Source organism: Solobacterium moorei (assembly GCF_036323475.1).
Lineage (GTDB): Bacteria > Bacillota_I > Bacilli_A > Erysipelotrichales > Erysipelotrichaceae > Bulleidia > Bulleidia moorei.
This window is the reverse complement of sequence record NZ_AP028934.1, coordinates 2,407,966-2,425,788: the sequence shown is the minus strand read 5'-3', so window position 1 is coordinate 2,425,788 and position 17,823 is coordinate 2,407,966. Positions and strand designations below refer to the sequence as shown.

Below are 17,823 nucleotides of genomic sequence, written 5' to 3'. Positions count from 1 at the left end.
TCTTTATCTAAAGAAAGAAGCTCTCTTTTTTTCTCTAATATCCTGTATCTTCTCATTTAGTAAATGAATAAATTCTTGATTAATTAATTCTGGGATTGGAATTACTTCTATCGTAGTATGTAGTTGGTCAGCAGTGCTCAAAATCAAATCACCTTTAAAAGATTTTAGTTCAACTTCATTTTTCAAGTCTACTAATTTCATGTTGAGTATTGATGTATGCAAAATATTTAAAAATAATTCTTTCTTAAATGGATGAACTTGTGACCAAAAACCACATATAATGGTGGCAGTTTGCTTTTCGTGTACAGAAGCGAGTAATAAAGTAATAGTGGCAATAGCATCATTTGGCAAGGTGACATACATGGAATGTTCGGTAAATGTATTAATAGAACTTGCGATTTCGAATAGTTTAGGATACTGCTGTATAATTAGATTAGTATTTGGATTATAACAATCATAATCAAAATTAAACTTTTGGATTGTTTTTTCTAAAAAAGGATATAGTTGCTTTTCAAATGCACTAGTATTTTTTATTTTTATAATTGTATTTAAATATGCAGTAAATTGCTTTGTAAAGTCAAGTGTAGATATCTGATTGGTGTAATCATGGTAAACAAACTCATCTTTCGAACTTAAATATACAGAAAGCTGTGCAGTAATATAAATTGCTTCTTCTTCGGATAATTGCACTCCAAAATAGCGTGAAAGATTCTTTAAATTATTGGCAAGATATTCTCGTACTATACTATTTTTTATTTTCTTTTCAATACTTGTATTTAGAGAAGTAAAATGCTGATTCTGCATTCTATAGAATGCAATATAAACAAATAAGATAGCCCGAAATAAATCACTTTCTGTAATTTCGGTAGATGTTTCTTTGGCAGTTGTAAGAATAAATTTACGAATCTTCTGTATATCGGTAGATCTTGATACATTAGATAAATATTGATATATCTCCGGAATTAGTGAATATGAAGATAGATTGGATTCTAACATGTGGAATGTTAAATCTAATAAACAATGGCGAACGCGTTTTTCTCCAGAAGAAATGCACAAGCCATTCTTTCTGCTTTTAGTAAGTACAATACTATATTTTGATAAAAAAGCTATAATATTCTTTAAATCATTATAAATGCTTGGTCGTGTAATATATAATTTTCTTTCTAACGAAGATATGGTTACCTTACGGAAACTTGTTAATAAAAGAAATGTAATACTATTCTGACGAATTTTTGATGAAATCTGAGTGCTTTTATGAATCATACTTTCACAGTATTTATAGCACTTTAGAATATCTTCCTTTTTCCCAAAGAGACGAATACCAATACCTGGGCTTTTTTGGATATTAATATTATATTTTTGGAACAGTGAGATAATATCTGGCATATTATTTCGAACAGTCTTATTTGATAAATTGACTTTTTGAGAAATGGTTTCATAAGTAAATAAGTCTTTTTCAGTTAGCATTGCGATAGCGATATTAGCAATATTTATTGGCATGTTGGTGATGTTCTCCGTTTTTATCATTATATGCATGAATACTTATGTTTGTATATAATTACCACAATGAAGTGTTATCTCAAAATAAAATATGTAAGCGTTTTCCTTGTTAAACTAAATCCAGGAGGATACAATGAAACATATTCAGGAAAAATTACAATCATTTGCGGGAGCAATGATGGTTCCAATTATTTTATTGGTACTAGTTGGTTTTTATGTAGGTATTGGTGCTGCCGTAACAAACTACATCATGCCAGGGGATAATATCATAAATACATTATTCTCAATGTTTACAAGGATGGGATTTATGTTTATGAATTATCTACCTGTATGGTTTGCGGTTGGCATTTCATTTACTTTAGCAAAAAAGGAGAAGGGTTGGGCTGCTTTTGGTGGTATCGTTATGTTCTTCTGCTACATCACATGTATTGGCGCATTTGCAAAGGCACAGGGATGGACAGCAGATACAGTTACAATTGAACATTTAATCGAAATTGGATATACACAAGAAGCTGCTTTAAACTTTAATGCATTATGGGATACTGTTGCCGGCGTATTTACTTTCAACATGGGTATATTTAGCGGCATTGTTGCTGGTGTTTCTGCAGGCCTCATTCATAATAAATTCTGCGAAACAAAGTTCAACTCCATGTTTGCATTCTTCCAAGGAACAAAATTTGTAATTATTATGATTACAATTATTGCAATTCCATTAGGAATTTTGACTTACTATGTATGGCCAGTTGTTGCCGGCGTATTGCAATCTATTACACATTTGATTACAACATCAGGATATTTTGGAACATGGCTGTTTGGATTTATTGACAAAGCATTATTACCATTTGGAATTCACCATCTAATTGCATTTCCAATCGAATATTCAGCTGTAGGTGGAACAATGACAATTGACGGAACTGTTTATGAAGGCGTAAAAAATATTATTGTTGGTCAAGCAGGATCTGCTAGTGCAACTGGATATATTGTGCGTAATTTTACAACAGGAAGAATCTTATTCCAACTTGCAGGTCTACCTGGCGCTGCATTTGCGATGTATAAGTGTGCAAAGGTTGAGAATAGAAAGAAAGTAGCTTCATTGTTAGTCCCTGCTGTACTTACACTTGCGTTAGTAGGAATTTCTGAACCAATTGAATATACATTCTTGTTTGCATCACCAGTACTATATTGGTTAGTATATGCTCCACTTTGCGGATTATGCTATGTATTGACAGAGTTAACAAAGGTGTCAATCAATGGCAATGCATTATTCTTCATGATTCCAAACTTATTCCAACCGAATAAGGTACATATCTTCTCATTACTCTATCTATTGCCACTGACATTTGTTACATACTATGCAGCATTTAAATTTATGATTAAAAAATTTAATATTAAGACTCCAGGAAGAGGAGATGATGATATTAAGTTGATGAGTAAGAAGGAATATCAACAAATCAAAAATGGTACAATAAATAACGATAGCTTAGAGGCGAGAATTGTTGAAGCCTTTGGGGGTGCAGATAATATTGATAGTGTTACATGCTGTGCAACACGTTTACGCGTATCAGTCAAAGATGAAACAAAAGTCGTTGATGATGAGGATTGGCAAAAATACTTAGAGGCTATTGGCTGTGTACATAATGGCAAGAGTTATCAGATTATTTATGGTGTACATGTCAATGCGATTACAACGGCTGTAAAAGATATTCTTGGATTAGACTAAACCATAATAACCAGAGGATTAATCTTCTGGTTTTTTAAAGCTTAGATTAGTTTTGTATGAAGATTTTATGGCTTTCTATCGTATAAGAGTTTAAAGATTGATATAATAATAACATATGAAAATGATAAAAATATTATGTATTACCGCTTTACTGTTAGTAGGATGCGGAAAGCGTACAGCACAACAACAATCCAGTATAGAGCAGACGATTCAGACAGATGATTCCACATTAGGAGAATATACTACAACCCTTAAAAATCGTAAGATTGAATCTTCTTGGACAGTAAGCGTTCAGTCAAAATATACGATGACATATAGCGATAAAACACTAGATACTTATCTCATGGATGGAGTGTTAGAAACAGATGGTGATAGTGCTCACTATGAACAACACATCAATGCGGATGGAATGTTATCAGAGCTAAATGGAGATTATTACGGCGGTAGATTGTATAACACATATAACTCTGTCAATTACTATGAAGATATGGACTTTAGTAATCTAAAGAAGACGATGTTAGTTCCACTAGATCCATATGTATTTGAGGCTGGAGATATCGCCTCCATAACGAAAGATAAAAATGAATATACGATTCAACTCCAAGCAGAGCGTGCAAAAGAACTCTTCTTAAGTAGATATGATTCCTATGGTTTAAAGAACTTTGATTCATTTGATATCACAAGTAATGAAATTCATGTGACATTTGATGAAGACCAGCACTACGTGAAAGAAACGGCACTATTCGATACTACAATCACAACAAATGGACAGTCAGTAAATGTCAAATATGAAAGTGAAATTAACTATCTAAAGTTTGGTGAAACAACGGTATCTATCAGTGATGAAACAAAACAAGCTGAGAGTGCATACGTATATTACAAGGACATCGATACAAACTCGATTCAGACAGTGACAACAGATGATGATTCTCCAGAGGATACTGTTACAGCAACCTTTAAGAAGAGACTGGTATCACGCTTAAACTACACGAAGGAATCAGAAGATGTATATAGCAATAAATTCAATGAGAATGAAAGTTATCGCATTGATTTTGCGAATAAGACATTTACCTATAGCAATCGCTCGATCACTTATGTATATAGTTGGAAGGGTGATAATGGTAGTTTAGGTGCATGTCAGTATGATTTTGTGAATAATAGTCAAACATCAACATGTGAAGATAGCACTGTTGAGTTTGTCAAAAAGACAAAATTATTCTTACGGATGGAATTGTATTACTGTGGTTTATCATTAGAAAAACTACAAGCTGAATAAAGGAGAATATATGAGAGCGGTTATTACAGTTGTTGGCAAAGATAAGCCAGGCATTCTAGCATATATCGCAACAAAATGTGCTGAAAGAGAAATCAATATCGTTGATGTAACACAGAAAGTACTACAGGATTTATTTACAATGATTATGATTGTGGAAGTTCCAAGTAATCTAGAGAATTTCCGTAAAGTCGCTGATGATTTAGAAAGCGCTGGAGATGAACAACATCTCAAAGTACATGTCATGCATGAAGATATCTTCAATAGCATGCATACAATATAGGTGAATCTATGCGTATTGAAAGTGATAATATACTAGAAACGATTCATATGATTGAGGAGGATTGTCTAGATATTCGCACAGTTACAATGGGAATTTCCCTGCTCGATTGTGCAGATGAAGACATTGATTGCTCATGCGAAAAGATTTATAAAAAAATTACAACAAAAGCAAAAGACCTTGTAAAAGTTGCAAAGGATATCTCACGTGAATATGGGATTCCAATTATCAACCAGCGTGTATCAGTAACCCCAATTGCACTATTACAGAGTGTATCTGGTGGTGATTGTGTAAAATATGCGAAGACACTAGATAAAGCGGGTAAAGAAATTGGCATTAACTTTATTGGCGGATATTCTGCTTTAGTTCAAAAGGGAATGACACAGGGTGATCGTGAGCTGATTATGTCAATTCCACAAGCTTTGAAGGAAACAGATATTGTTTGTTCGAGTGTTAATATTGGCTCTACTAAAGCTGGAATTAACATGGATGCAGTTAAACTGATGGGGCAGATTGTTCGTAAATGTGCGGAGGTCACAAAAGATAATAACTGCTTTGGCGCAGCAAAGCTTGTTGTATTCTGCAATGCGGTAGAAGATAACCCATTTATGGCAGGTGCCTTCCATGGCGTATCTGAACCAGACTGTGTTATCAATGTTGGTGTATCAGGTCCTGGTGTAGTGCGTGCTGCTTTACAAAAATTAGGAGAGCATGCGAGCATGGATGAAGTTGCGGCATGCATAAAACAAACTGCATTTAAGATTACGCGTATGGGACAGCTTGTTGGTCGTGAAGCGTCACAGCGATTAAATGTTCCATTTGGGATTGTTGATTTATCATTAGCTCCAACACCTGCGGTAGGCGATTCCGTTGCGCAAATCCTAGAAGAGATTGGTCTAGAAGTTTGTGGTGGTCCTGGAACAACTGCAGCGCTTGCAATGTTAAATGATGCGGTGAAGAAGGGTGGCGTCATGGCATCCTCAAGTGTAGGTGGTTTATCTGGTGCGTTTATTCCGGTATCAGAAGATGCTGGGATGATTGCAGCAGCAGAGCGAGGAATCCTAACAATTGAAAAATTAGAAGCAATGACAGCGGTATGTTCCGTTGGATTAGATATGATTATTGTGCCTGGTGATACGACAGCAGAGACACTATCTGCTATAATTGCAGATGAAGCTGCCATCGGTATGATTAACAATAAGACAACTGCATGCAGATTGATACCAGCAATTGGCATGGATGCAGGGGATAAACTAGTATTTGGCGGTCTTTTAGGTGAAGGACCAATCATGCCAGTGAAGATGACAAAAGCAGATAAACTAATCAATCGTGGTGGAAGAATTCCGGCCCCGATACATAGTTTGAAGAATTAATACTGGAGGGAATTATGTTAGAAAATCAGACAATACAGGAATTACTAACAAAAGCAAAACAACGTGATATTGAGGCCGCAAAGGAGATACTCAGACGTATTTCAGATAAGATGTACTTTATTACGAGATTATATGTGGCAGATCACGAGCAAGCTAGAAAAGTAGAACAGGCTGGGCTAAAGAAGGTATTCTCAAATCTAAAGGAAGTAACGAATTCGGAATGGTTTGAGTGCTGGGCAGCAGAAATTGTTCGTAAGGAAGCTATCGCCCACGTATTACCATTAAAAGAATCTACAACCAACAGCAACATGTACACGGAAGCAGATGAAATCCCTAACTACATGGCAGTTTTACCTGAAACAGTTGAAGGAAAGAAGTACCAAGTATTAGAGATGATGGATAAGCTTAGCACGGGAGCTAGAGCTGCTTTAGCACTTCACTTATATGATGGTTTGTCCATTGAGGAAAGTGCAAAGCTATTGATGACAACACCTCAATCTGTAATGAGTTGGTTAACGGAAGCCAAGGATACACTGATGAGTGGAGGTTTCAACTTAGGAACATTAATCGTATTGATGGATAAGTTAAATCCAGTATCATCGCGTGCATTGGTTTTGAAGATGCAAGATGACCTTGCACTACAGTCAGCAGAGAATGATATTCTCAGTGGTGTATTTGCACAACCGGAAGAAACTGTGAAGCCAGTAGAGACACCATCTCTTCCACAAGAAAAGAGTAAGGAAGTGCAATTTCCAGATTTACCATCCACATCAGGATCTGATGAAATTGAGGATACATTATCACTTCCAACAGAGAAGGAAGAACCGACCCCAATTTCTCATGAACAAGAGGTGCGGTCCTCTGCAACTCAAGTTCTCAAGAAAGATTTATTTGATGAGAATGATGGAGAGGTTGAGGATATTGAAGAGGAGGAATCCAAGGGTGGAAGTTTCTTCGTAAAATTCTTAATTGTGATTCTAACATTAATGTTATTGGCTGGGCTAGCTTGGATTGTATATGATTCAATGGGTGGAAAGTTTGATTTCAAATCACTTTTTGGATCAAAGAATGAGACAACTAGCGTAGTCGCAAACTCTGATGCGACACCAGAGCCTACTGCTACACCAGCAACTCCAGAACCCACGCCAGAGACACTAGGTGAAGTTGAAGTTGTAATTGACTCCTTGAATATTCGTGGAGGTGCAGGCACAAACTTTGATGTAGTGGGAAGCGCAAAGCGTGGAGAGAAGTTTACAGTACTTTCTGTTGAACAGACAAGTGATTACACTTGGTATCAAATTGGTAAAAACAAGTGGCTTGCAGACAAGAACAATCAGTTCTTAACATATCGGAAATAATGAAAGAGACCTCGCAGTCTCTTTTGCTTGATTTAGAGTAATTCTAATAAATCCTGTCTGGATAATGTAGCACTGGAAACACCTTCACCAGATAGAATACGGTCAGCTAGATTAGATTTCTCTTTTTGTAGCTGAATGATTCGCTCTTCGATGGTATCCTTGATAATTAAACGGAAGACATTTACTACATTTGTTTGACCGATACGATGTGCACGGTCACTTGCTTGGTTTTCAACTGCTGTATTCCACCAAGGATCATAGTGGATAACGATATCTGCTGCGGTAAGGTTTAGGCCGGTGCCACCTGCTTTTAATGAGATACAGAAAATAGGTACATCATCCGTTTGGAAGGATTCTACCATTCGTGCACGTTCGAACTGTGGAGTGGATCCAACAAGCTTATGATAACGAATTCCCTTCTTATCAAACTCCTGGGTTAGAGTATCTAGCATAGAAGTAAATTGGGAGAAGAGTAATATCTTATGTCCTTCTTCAATTGCATTTTCTACGATATCTAAACAGAGTTCTTTCTTGGCAGAGTTGCCTTTATAGTGGTCATAAATTAAGTGAGGGTCACAACAGAGTTGGCGTAAGCGCGTTAACTCCGCTAATACTGCAATCTTGTTCTCCTTGAATTCTTCATCACTTTGTTTCTGCAACATTAACTTGAGACGCTGAACGCGCGCTTTGTAGAGATCCTTTTGTTCATCTTCGAGTTGACCATAATATACATCTTCAATCTTATCTGGTAAGTCGTGCAATACATCCTTCTTGCGTCTACGTAGGATAAATGGCGTTACCATCTTTTGCAGTTCTGCTTCTAAGAACTCATCTTGGTCACGTACGATAGGAAGTTCGTAGTTTGTACGGAATTTTTGATACGAGCCAAAGAATCCTGGTAGGATAAAATCAAAGATAGACCATAGCTCACTCAAACGGTTTTCGATAGGTGTACCTGTTAAGGCGATACGGAAGTGACTGTTAATTTCCTTTACTGATTGTGCGGCTAGTGTGGATGCATTCTTTATATACTGTGCCTCATCAATAACCTGACAAGAGAATTCCATCGTACGATAGACATCAATATCACGCTTGAGAGCATCATAAGAAGTAATTAGAATATCATTTTCTAATGAAGTATGAATGAGTTCTTTGCGAATATTTGCGAATCCTGAAATCATTGTGTAATGCATATTTGGCATGAATTTATTGATTTCATTAGCCCAGTTGTATACAAGGGAGGATGGACATACAATCAGCGTACGTTTGCGATCTTTCCAAGCCGCAAGCAATGAGATGATTTGAATAGATTTACCTAAGCCCATTTCATCTGCTAGTAATCCACCTAGATGATTCTCTTTTAGTGCATAAAGCCACCGGAAACCTTTCTTCTGATAAGGCCGCAAGATTGGTTCGATTTCCTGGGGAATAGTGTATTCAATATCTTCGATATCCTTCATATTGCGAATTAGTTGTCTAAAGTTTTCCTTTGCTTGAATATCTAAGATAGAAGTCTCTGCTAATTGATTAAGATAGGATGCACGATAAGCTGGGACATCAATGGAACCACTTGTAAATTGCGAATTACTAAGATTCATTGCGTCTTTGAAGCTTGCAAGGGCTTGAATGTTTTCATCGATATCCACAAACTCACCACTCTTAAGACGATAGTATTTCTTCTTTGGATCATATTTACTGAGAATCTCATTGAGTTGCTTGAGATTAATTTGATCACTGATTAGATTTAACTGTAGTAGATCGTGATTAACGGATACCCCAATGGAGATACGTGTTTGGCTGTGAAGCTTTAGCTTCTTGAGAGATTCTGAGATGAATACATCGGCTTTAGCCTGCATTTCTAGGATGCCAAATTTGACAAAACGATATACCTTGTCATCGTCGTCGGTTAGCGCCATACAAGAGTTTGTTGGGTCATAGGCACTAAACCAAGGGGAGAAGAAATACTCCATATTCTTTTCGAAAAATAAATCTCGATTCACTGCATTTTCACTAGGTAAGAATACATTGTATTTACCGTGAGAATAAATAGCAAAGAGTTCACCTGTAATTAGATTATCCTGTGGCATATCTAGATATATTTCAAAAGTAGGAATCTCAGGAAGATACTGTGTCGGATTAAATCCTTTTGTTTGAACGGTCAAATTCTTTTGCAAGATTGGGAACACATTTCTTGCAAAGGTTGCGATATCGTCTTCCGCAATAAAGATATTCGCCGATTTAGCACTATGAAAATAGTCGATTAATTTACGGAAGGATTGTGAAGCTCTTACGTCACGGTAAATCATTTGTCGACTTTCATCAAAGAAATAGCTGTGTTTCTTGCCAGTAATATATGGCAATACGGTTGTATTAAATTGATATCCATCATCTACTTTCTCGATGGATGCGCTCATGAATGGCTGCCCAGCTACTAAAGTATATGGTCGCAAGATACCGTAATGTTCTTTGATGTTGAATGAAAGATCCTTGATGGTGTCCCAGAAGATATCGGTTGCATAGGATTTTACGGTAATTGTACGACGTGGTAAATCAGCCGCATGCATCATACGATATCCAGGGATACTTTGGTAAAGGGAATAGGAAGTTTCATCATGTACATAATCAACTAAATACTGTACTAGAGGGTGATAGCGTGGATGGAAGGCTTGGAGTGTGTGCGTAAACTCCAAAGATTTTCCATATTTCTTATTCTTTTCACCATCCAAATTCTCGACAAATTCCGTGATGTTTTGAATTGAATAGAGATGTTCATTTAATAAACCAATCTTAAATCCTACTTCAAGCATGTCAGTACGGAACTTCGGGGATATTTCTGGTTCTAAAATGATGTTCAAAGGTCTTTTGGTAAAGTTACTTGTGTGTGCTTGATAACTAGATAAGAACTCTTTAAATGATTTATCAGTATGTTTTTTACGTAAGGAAGGTTCGGGTTGTGCATCATTGCGTTTTACATAGGCGATGAGTACAGCTGCGATATGTTTACAAGGGGTATGACGATAATCGAAATACTCGCAATCACAGGTCATTTTTGTAATCCATTCGTTCTGTGGGCTGAGTTCTATGTTAACAACATGAACGCTGTAATACTCTTCACCTTGAACATTGGCTGTAATCAGTTTGTAATGTTCATCATTCTCGATAATTTCCATGTTAAAGACATTTGCTTCAGTATACTCCTGCATACCTTTGGTAAACATTTTCTCACCAATAAAAGCACGTACAAACTCAAGTGTTAACATATATCCCTCCATTTCTTTATCCTTTCATTCTAACATGTACCGTATTGAAATAATATATTATACTGTCTATATGGATGAAGCTAGATTACAGGAAATACACGATAAAGCTCGCAAGGAGCATATCCCAATCATGTTAGATGATGGGATGGAATTCTTGTTGGAATATATACGTAGTCATGAAGGGATACGCGATATCTTAGAGATTGGTACAGCGGTAGGCTACTCGGCAATTCAGATGGCGAGTTTGCGTTGGGATATGACAATCGATACAGTGGAAATTAATCCTGATATGTATGAACAGGCCGTAAATAATATCATGCATGCAGGTTTGCGGGATAGAGTGCATGCATACTTACAGGATGCATATCAATTTGAAACAAAGAAGATCTATGACCTAATCTTTATTGATGCTGCGAAGTCTCAGTATCGCAAGTATATGGAACACTTTTTCAAAAATGCAAGAAAGGGTACGGTTTTCTTCTTTGATAACTTGCAGTTTCATGGCATTGTAGACTGTCCTGAACTTTCGCAAAATCGTTCTACAGTACAATTGACTCGCAAGATTTTAAAGTTCCGTGAATATCTCAAAACAGATTCTCGTTTTGAGACAGCATTCCACCTTGATGTGGGAGATGGCATCGCTATTGCTGTGGTAAAATAAAAGGCTTATCCAAATTGAATAAGCCTTTGGTGTATTAGAAGCTTCCGCTTGTATGACCAAATCCACCACCGCTACTGGAGTGGAAACCGCCTCCTCCACCGCTACTCTTAGCAGGAGGATTATAGGTGCGTGTCTCAGAGCGATATAAGTACATATCTTGTGCTCTTTGAAGCTTTAGCCCGCCTTGTGGTATGTAGGCATACGCTTCATGGGAAATGCCTTTTGTCTTATGCTTACTTCTAAAGAATAGGATTGTGACGATAGAAATAATCAATGGAACAATTGCAGTTATACTACCCTTAACAATATAAGGTGTAACGATTGTGCTTGAGCATTCATCAAGGAATACTTTTGCACCTTCTCCATACTCGTTATATTTTAAGTGGTCATATACGACAGCGCTTGCAATATTTTCTCTTGCACTTGCATCAAAAATCTTATTTGCCTTTGTGCCGTGTACTGTAATATCAAACTTACGATCTTCCATCGTAAGAGTTAGCATAATGCCTTCTCTTTCGTCACCAATTCCAAGACCTTCTGAGTTGAAGATACTTTCAGAGTATTGCTCGATTGTCTGTGAACCGTGAGAATTCATAATACGGATGTAAAAACCAATCTTATATTTATCGCTGTATTCTTTTGCGATGTTATTGAGTGCTTGTATTTCTGAATTTGTTAATATGCCATATTCATCAACAACGTAATCATTTGCATCAGCTCTTGTTGGTAGAAATAAGCTTGGTAACATACATAGCAAGAAAGTAAATGCCGCAACGAGTGCTAGTAATTTTTTCTTCATAATGCGTACCTCCTAAAATACCACAAATAGCAGTATGCCAGTCAATATCATACCGATGAGTAGGATGCCAAAGAAGTAAAGAACCGATTTTCCAGTGTCGATTGGTAAGTCATCACCAATCATCTTTCCTGTTTGACCATTCATTGCGAACATGTATGTCTTACCTTGCCATTTTGTGGTAAGCATCCATACTGGTAAGAATGCATAGTGTACTTTATCTTCTCGAATATAGATATTTGAACGACGTGGGAGTAGGGTGTGATAACCTCTAACAGTTTCACGAATTTTATCTGCTGAAGATGTACGCATACGTGTATTGACACGATTACGGTCTTGTTCTGCAGTTACATCGTATCGATCTGCAAGGTATCCAGTCATATATCCCATTTCAAACGGAATCATTTCGTTATAGTTATATGGTTCAATTGCGTCCATGAACTCATCTGGCATCTTACTTGATCCATCAGCAGGAACACGATTAAATTGTACGGTTCCTTGACGTAGGATAGAGTAGTTTTCAGTAACAGTAACAGTGTAGTCACCCTCACGATGAGAATGTGAAATTGTGCCACGGAAGGCCATGTCTACATCTGCTGTGCCATCATAGAGCCAGAAGGGAACATATACACCTTTGATTTCTTCAATATGGTTACGTTCCTTAAAAGCGTTTGGTAAGAGTGGTTTTCCATTGTAGAAGTCAGACAATTTTTTGATAGCTTCATCCTTATTCATCTTGAAAGGAATCACATAGTCTGGTTTTAGTACCCCACTAAACTGTGCTGGCACAATCGTGGGATTACCACAGTATGGGCAGCTTGTCGCAGCAGTGTTCTTATCTGCGATTAACTGTGCTCCACAAGAAGGGCAGTTATATGCACGCAAGTTTTGCGCATCTTCTTCACTCCACTGTAGCGTATCTTCTGCACTATATTCTTTTTGTCCTTCTTCAATGGATAGAGCTACTTGTTTGTCGTAGTGTTCCTCGATTTCTGCAGGTGCAAAAGCACTACCGCAGTTACCACATTTTAACTTCTGACTTCCTGGATCAAAGGTAAGAGGACCATTACAATTTGGACATTGGAAATTTGTTAAAGCGTTATTTGCCATGATTTTCCCCTTTCATTTGAGAAAAAGAACCCGATAGAACGGGTTCTTATCGTTTTGGATGATTATTCAGGTTTCTTTGTTCCGCAGTGAGAGCAGAAGTTTGAATGATTCTCGTTACCACATTCTGGACAGAACCACTTATCACCGCTGTTTGTGGCTTTTTGTGCCTGACCTGCTTGGTATAGTGCATTAGCATTGATACCGCCAGCACTTTGTGCAGCATTCATGCCTACAAAGCCCATAGCAGCACCATTCGCATTCTTGGCAGCATCTTGCATTGCTTGTGCTTGTGCGCCAACAAGAGTTGCAGCAGCTAAGTTTGTATCTGTGTATGCAGCGTTACGTTGCATTTGCTTGAGCATTTCTTCATCAGCCTCATCAGCCTTGATAGAAGATACACCGAAGGATACGATTTCGATACCGCGCTTTTCTCTCCACTTACTGCTGAGTTCTTCGTTAAGCGCAGCAGCTAACTCAGTTGTATGAGCTGGAATCTGAGAATAACGGATACCTTGTTCGCTTAACTTACCGAATGCTGGTTGTAAAGCAGTGAGTAATTCAGTACGTAACTGGTCGTTGAGGTCGCTTAACTTATAGCTGTCTGATACGTTTCCACAAACGTTTGTATAGAATAATACTGGATCACATACATGCAAGCTGTATTCACCAAAGCACTTCATTGATACATCAATATCGATACCTGCACGTGCATCAACAACTCTGAATGGGATTGGGGATGGAGTACCATACTTCACACCAACTAATTCCTTTGTGTTTACATAATAGATACGTTGGTCTGCAGCAGGTTGTCCACCAAATGTGAAGCGGCGGCCAAATTCTTCAAACATTCTCTTAACGCCTTCACCAAGGCTACCTGTGAATACAGATGGCTGTGTAGAAGAGTCATATTTGAATTCGCCAGGTTCAGCACAAATATCAACGATTTGTCCCTGTTCGACGATGATCATCGCTTGGCCATCAGCAACTGCAATTACCGAGCCATCTGTAATGATGTTGTCGCTTCCCTTATTGCCACTGAAGAATCCTCCGGAGTTTCTCTTGATACCTTTAACAACAAATACATCAGATGGAATAGCATCACAATAGAAATACTCTTTCCAAGAATCGCTAAGTGTTGAACTAGCGGATAATAAAGCAGTAGAAATGAGACCCATATAAGTTCCTCCTTATAGTCTTCTGACTGTACAACTATATATTAGCATTGAATTGACCGCTAGTCAATAAATAATTTCAAATATTTTAAATCAACTTTTTCTGCAAATAATGAAAAAGGTGTTGCGATGATTATATAGAAATGGTAATATAGTCACGTGCCTTAATAGCTCAGTCGGCAGAGCGAGCGGCTGTTAACCGCTAGGTCACAGGTTCGAGCCCTGTTTAAGGCGCCATATAAGGGTATCCGAAATTTCGGGTACCTTTTGTTTTTCTGATATTACTTAACGAAGTGATTACTTCGGATAATCAAATATTTCACATTAAATGAAAAGAGGCTGTACGCCTTAAGTAAATCTATAAAATTTACTTAATTGTTACAGTCCCTTTATTTGTGACTAATCCATTTTAGTTCGTATTCACCAGTGCACTCTAATACACCACCATCGCTGAGATCAATGACTTCTTCGTTTTCATAGTAGTCTTTAACTCTGCCCAAAGAATCCTTCATGTGAAGACCTGCATCGCGAATTGCGGTAACAACATACTTACCAGGGCGTAAGCTCTTTGGAATATCGTATACACCAGGCGTAATACGAATGAGGTTATCATCTGACATATAGATTAAGTGTGTATCCTTTTTGTTCCTAGCAGCGTTTAATTTCTGATAGAAGCGTTCACGCATGAAAATTAAATCAGAGTTTTCTAGCATGTATGTGTAACGTGCAGTTGGCGTAACAATGTTAATACGATCTGTGTCGCTACGATTGCGTAATGCATATCCCAAACGGTGGCAGTTAACATAGTTTGGAGATAAGAAGTAGAACGCCACATCTGTTTCATAGAGAATGCCTTCTACTTTATGAGAGTTGGTACGCGTTGTGGAATCGACGATATTTTGAATGGTGGATTTGGAAATCTCAGCGATTTTTGAAACAGCACGTGTATAAGGGATGGAATCCTTTGTGACTGTTTGGTATGCCTTGACCTTAGAAATACAATGTTCCCCAGGGTGCAGTGGCATATCGTCGAAAGGATAGAACTTCGCCATCATTTCATCAATATTATGATTCTTGATGTAGGATTCCATAATCATATCGCGCATATTCTCTTGTGCCGTAACGAGTATCTGGAAGATATCATACTTGAGAGGAAGATTGTAAGAAGTTAATATGGAACGACAGTCTTTACAGATGTAATGACCATCTTCTATTTTCTTAGGCTGGTTAAAAAGACCTTTTCCTTCACTTAGGCAGAAATCACATACTTTGTTTGCCATTGGAACCTCCTTGAATAAAAAGCAATATTAAAATACATATCGTACTTTCTATTACTATAATACATATAGCAACGATATTCCATGATATAAGAATGAACTTTTTGTGTGGGAATTATATGGAAGGGAGGCCGAAACCAGGAGATTCTGAAACTCTGCACGAAAATAGTGTAGGGCATTTGAAAAAAATAATGAAGTTCGTTATACTGTAGATGTAAGTTGATATGGGTTACTGAAAGCCCAAAGGAAAAGAGGAGTAGCGAACTCCTCTTTTTTCATCATCAGTAACCCAAGAATCAAATTCTACTCTTTAGGAGTAGATTTTCAGCCTGTTGACAAACAAATAAGGAAAAAAAGCAAAAAATAAAGTATAATAAAGAAGCAGAAGATCTCCAATTCCCAAAATCGGTAATTCTTCTGCTTTTTATTTTGCAAAAAGTAATCATGGTATAATAATAACGGGAATTGGAGAGTGATTATCATGACAATGACATGCAGGAATAATATAAAACACGACAGTATAATATTTGATACTATTGATAACTTAGTACCACCAGATCACATGGTCAGAAAGCTTGAAGAAGCTGTTGACTGGAACTTTATATATCCTCTGGTAAAGGATCTGTATAGTTCTGAAGGAAGGCCATCCATTGATCCGGTGGTTTTATTTAAGATGATATTCATTAACTTCTGTTTTGGCATCAACAGTATGAGAAAAACCTGTAAGGAAATAGAAGTAAATCTGGCATACAGATAGTTTATAGGATATGAAATGTTTGAGAGTATTCCAAATTATTCTACCTGGAGCCAGAACTATATACGTAGATATGGAGATTCTGATATATTTGAACAAATATTCAATAGAATACTTAAGGAAGCTATGGATGCAGGATTTGTTGATCTCGAAACAGTGTTTGGAGACGGAACACACGTTAAAGCCAATGCAAATAAAAGAAAACATACAGATGCAGAAATAGAAATCACAAAAAAATGTTTTGAAGATTCCCTGCTTGAGGAAATAAACCAAGAAAGAGCATTAGATGGTAAAAAAGAATTTCACTCATTAAACAGAACAGAACTGGATTTTGATTCTGAAACAGGAGAAGAAATAGAGATAGTAAAAACAAAAAGAGTAAAGCAAAGTACTACTGATCCTGAATCCGGGAATTATCATAAAGGAGAACATGAAGAATGTTTTGCGTATGAACAGCAGACATTCTGTGATAAACATGGATTCGTATTGAGCTTTGATACAGTCCCTGGAAATATACATGACAGTGTTTCATTCTTTGGTGCATACAGACATCTTCAGGGAAAATTTGGAGATCAAATTAAAAATGTATGTTTAGATGCAGGATATAAAACACCAGCCATTGCCAAAGAGATAATAGATAATCATCAGCAGCCAATACTTCCATATAAAAGACCTCAGACGAAGAAAGGCTTTTTCCCAAAAAGAGAATATGTGTATGACGAACACTATGACTGGTATATATGTCCAAACAATCAAACATTGACATATACAACAGTGAACCGACAAGGGTACAGGCAATACAAGAGTAATCCATTAATATGTGCCAGCTGTCCGTTGAAAGATAAATGCACCAAAAGCAAGAATAATACAAAAGTGATAACCAGACATGTATGGGCACCCTATCTTGAAGCAGCAGAAGAGATAAGGTATACCCCATTATGGAAGGAAATATATCCATTACGCAAACAGACAATCGAGAGAGTATTTGCGGAGGATAAGGAGAATCATTGCTTGAGATTCACACGAGAAAGAGGGTTAAAGAAAAATCGACATAGAACGTCGATGATTTTTGCATGCCATAATCTAGAAAGAATGGCACGATGGAAATGGGAAGCAAATCCATTTTTAAGCTTAATACCTCAAAATCAGTACTTTGTCTTATTGGAAAGTCAATATTATTGAAGTTTACAGACAAAATAAAAAGTGACATCGTTTAAAATGTCACTTTGTCAACACTCTGAAATTCTACTCTTTAGGAGTAGATTTTAATTCTCTAACTATCAGGTACA

12 protein-coding genes, 1 tRNA gene and 1 pseudogene are annotated in these 17,823 nt (G+C 37.1%); 8 read left to right on the top strand and 6 right to left on the bottom strand.

Annotated elements, in window-relative coordinates; genetic code table 11:
* Nucleotides 1-3: 3 nt before the first annotated feature.
* Entirely contained in the window at nucleotides 4-1,500 is a 1,497-nt protein-coding gene (locus RGT18_RS12110) for a BglG family transcription antiterminator (protein ID WP_028078131.1), read from the bottom strand.
* Between the two features lie 133 nt (nucleotides 1,501-1,633).
* Between RGT18_RS12110 and RGT18_RS12105 the strand changes: the two genes are divergently transcribed.
* From RGT18_RS12105 to RGT18_RS12085, 5 genes are all read left to right on the top strand, one after another.
* Nucleotides 1,634-3,220, top strand: a complete 1,587-nt coding sequence (locus tag RGT18_RS12105) for a PTS transporter subunit EIIC (RefSeq protein WP_081659524.1) — start codon at nucleotides 1,634-1,636, stop codon at nucleotides 3,218-3,220.
* Between the two features lie 115 nt (nucleotides 3,221-3,335).
* Complete coding sequence (locus RGT18_RS12100; protein ID WP_156022817.1) at nucleotides 3,336-4,496, top strand: hypothetical protein; 1,161 nt, start codon at nucleotides 3,336-3,338, stop codon at nucleotides 4,494-4,496.
* A 10-nt stretch (nucleotides 4,497-4,506) separates the two neighbouring features.
* Nucleotides 4,507-4,776, top strand: a complete 270-nt coding sequence (locus RGT18_RS12095) for an ACT domain-containing protein (protein ID WP_028078134.1) — start codon at nucleotides 4,507-4,509, stop codon at nucleotides 4,774-4,776.
* Between the two features lie 8 nt (nucleotides 4,777-4,784).
* Complete coding sequence (locus RGT18_RS12090) at nucleotides 4,785-6,146, top strand: PFL family protein (protein ID WP_037403872.1); 1,362 nt, start codon at nucleotides 4,785-4,787, stop codon at nucleotides 6,144-6,146.
* Between the two features lie 14 nt (nucleotides 6,147-6,160).
* Nucleotides 6,161-7,504: a sigma factor-like helix-turn-helix DNA-binding protein gene (locus RGT18_RS12085; protein ID WP_028078136.1), complete on the top strand. Its 1,344-nt coding sequence runs from the start codon at nucleotides 6,161-6,163 to the stop codon at nucleotides 7,502-7,504.
* 32 nt (nucleotides 7,505-7,536) lie between these two features.
* Here RGT18_RS12085 and RGT18_RS12080 read toward each other — a convergent pair whose 3' ends face one another.
* Nucleotides 7,537-10,764 (bottom strand): DEAD/DEAH box helicase, encoded by a 3,228-nt coding sequence (locus RGT18_RS12080; RefSeq protein WP_028078137.1) that lies wholly within the window; start codon nucleotides 10,762-10,764, stop codon nucleotides 7,537-7,539.
* A gap of 34 nt (nucleotides 10,765-10,798) precedes the next feature.
* Between RGT18_RS12080 and RGT18_RS12075 the strand changes: the two genes are divergently transcribed.
* Complete coding sequence (locus tag RGT18_RS12075; RefSeq protein ID WP_338176331.1) at nucleotides 10,799-11,425, top strand: O-methyltransferase; 627 nt, start codon at nucleotides 10,799-10,801, stop codon at nucleotides 11,423-11,425.
* Between the two features lie 34 nt (nucleotides 11,426-11,459).
* On the opposite strand, the gene RGT18_RS12070 is transcribed toward RGT18_RS12075, so the two are convergent.
* From RGT18_RS12070 to RGT18_RS12060, 3 genes are all read right to left on the bottom strand, one after another.
* Nucleotides 11,460-12,224 (bottom strand): TPM domain-containing protein, encoded by a 765-nt coding sequence (locus RGT18_RS12070; protein ID WP_028078139.1) that lies wholly within the window; start codon nucleotides 12,222-12,224, stop codon nucleotides 11,460-11,462.
* A gap of 12 nt (nucleotides 12,225-12,236) precedes the next feature.
* Nucleotides 12,237-13,331: a Trm112 family protein gene (locus RGT18_RS12065; protein WP_028078140.1), complete on the bottom strand. Its 1,095-nt coding sequence runs from the start codon at nucleotides 13,329-13,331 to the stop codon at nucleotides 12,237-12,239.
* Nucleotides 13,332-13,393: 62 nt separating this feature from the next.
* Nucleotides 13,394-14,506: an SPFH domain-containing protein gene (locus RGT18_RS12060; protein WP_006525049.1), complete on the bottom strand. Its 1,113-nt coding sequence runs from the start codon at nucleotides 14,504-14,506 to the stop codon at nucleotides 13,394-13,396.
* A gap of 158 nt (nucleotides 14,507-14,664) precedes the next feature.
* Between RGT18_RS12060 and RGT18_RS12055 the strand changes: the two genes are divergently transcribed.
* A tRNA-Asn gene (locus RGT18_RS12055) sits at nucleotides 14,665-14,740 on the top strand.
* 152 nt (nucleotides 14,741-14,892) lie between these two features.
* Here RGT18_RS12055 and RGT18_RS12050 read toward each other — a convergent pair.
* Nucleotides 14,893-15,783, bottom strand: coding sequence for a hypothetical protein (locus RGT18_RS12050; RefSeq protein WP_028078141.1), 891 nt, complete (start codon nucleotides 15,781-15,783; stop codon nucleotides 14,893-14,895).
* A gap of 484 nt (nucleotides 15,784-16,267) precedes the next feature.
* Here RGT18_RS12050 and RGT18_RS12045 point away from each other — a divergent pair.
* Nucleotides 16,268-17,716, top strand: a pseudogene (locus RGT18_RS12045) (IS1182 family transposase).
* Nucleotides 17,717-17,823 lie beyond the last annotated feature (107 nt).

Coding starts and splice junctions, on each gene's coding strand:
- RGT18_RS12110 (WP_028078131.1), bottom strand. CDS start 1,500: ATGCCAATAAATATTGCTAATATCGCTATCGCAATGCTAACTGAAAAA.
- RGT18_RS12105 (WP_081659524.1), top strand. CDS start 1,634: ATGAAACATATTCAGGAAAAATTACAATCATTTGCGGGAGCAATGATG.
- RGT18_RS12100 (WP_156022817.1), top strand. CDS start 3,336: ATGAAAATGATAAAAATATTATGTATTACCGCTTTACTGTTAGTAGGA.
- RGT18_RS12095 (WP_028078134.1), top strand. CDS start 4,507: ATGAGAGCGGTTATTACAGTTGTTGGCAAAGATAAGCCAGGCATTCTA.
- RGT18_RS12090 (WP_037403872.1), top strand. CDS start 4,785: ATGCGTATTGAAAGTGATAATATACTAGAAACGATTCATATGATTGAG.
- RGT18_RS12085 (WP_028078136.1), top strand. CDS start 6,161: ATGTTAGAAAATCAGACAATACAGGAATTACTAACAAAAGCAAAACAA.
- RGT18_RS12080 (WP_028078137.1), bottom strand. CDS start 10,764: ATGTTAACACTTGAGTTTGTACGTGCTTTTATTGGTGAGAAAATGTTT.
- RGT18_RS12075 (WP_338176331.1), top strand. CDS start 10,799: ATGTACCGTATTGAAATAATATATTATACTGTCTATATGGATGAAGCT.
- RGT18_RS12070 (WP_028078139.1), bottom strand. CDS start 12,224: ATGAAGAAAAAATTACTAGCACTCGTTGCGGCATTTACTTTCTTGCTA.
- RGT18_RS12065 (WP_028078140.1), bottom strand. CDS start 13,331: ATGGCAAATAACGCTTTAACAAATTTCCAATGTCCAAATTGTAATGGT.
- RGT18_RS12060 (WP_006525049.1), bottom strand. CDS start 14,506: ATGGGTCTCATTTCTACTGCTTTATTATCCGCTAGTTCAACACTTAGC.
- RGT18_RS12050 (WP_028078141.1), bottom strand. CDS start 15,783: ATGGCAAACAAAGTATGTGATTTCTGCCTAAGTGAAGGAAAAGGTCTT.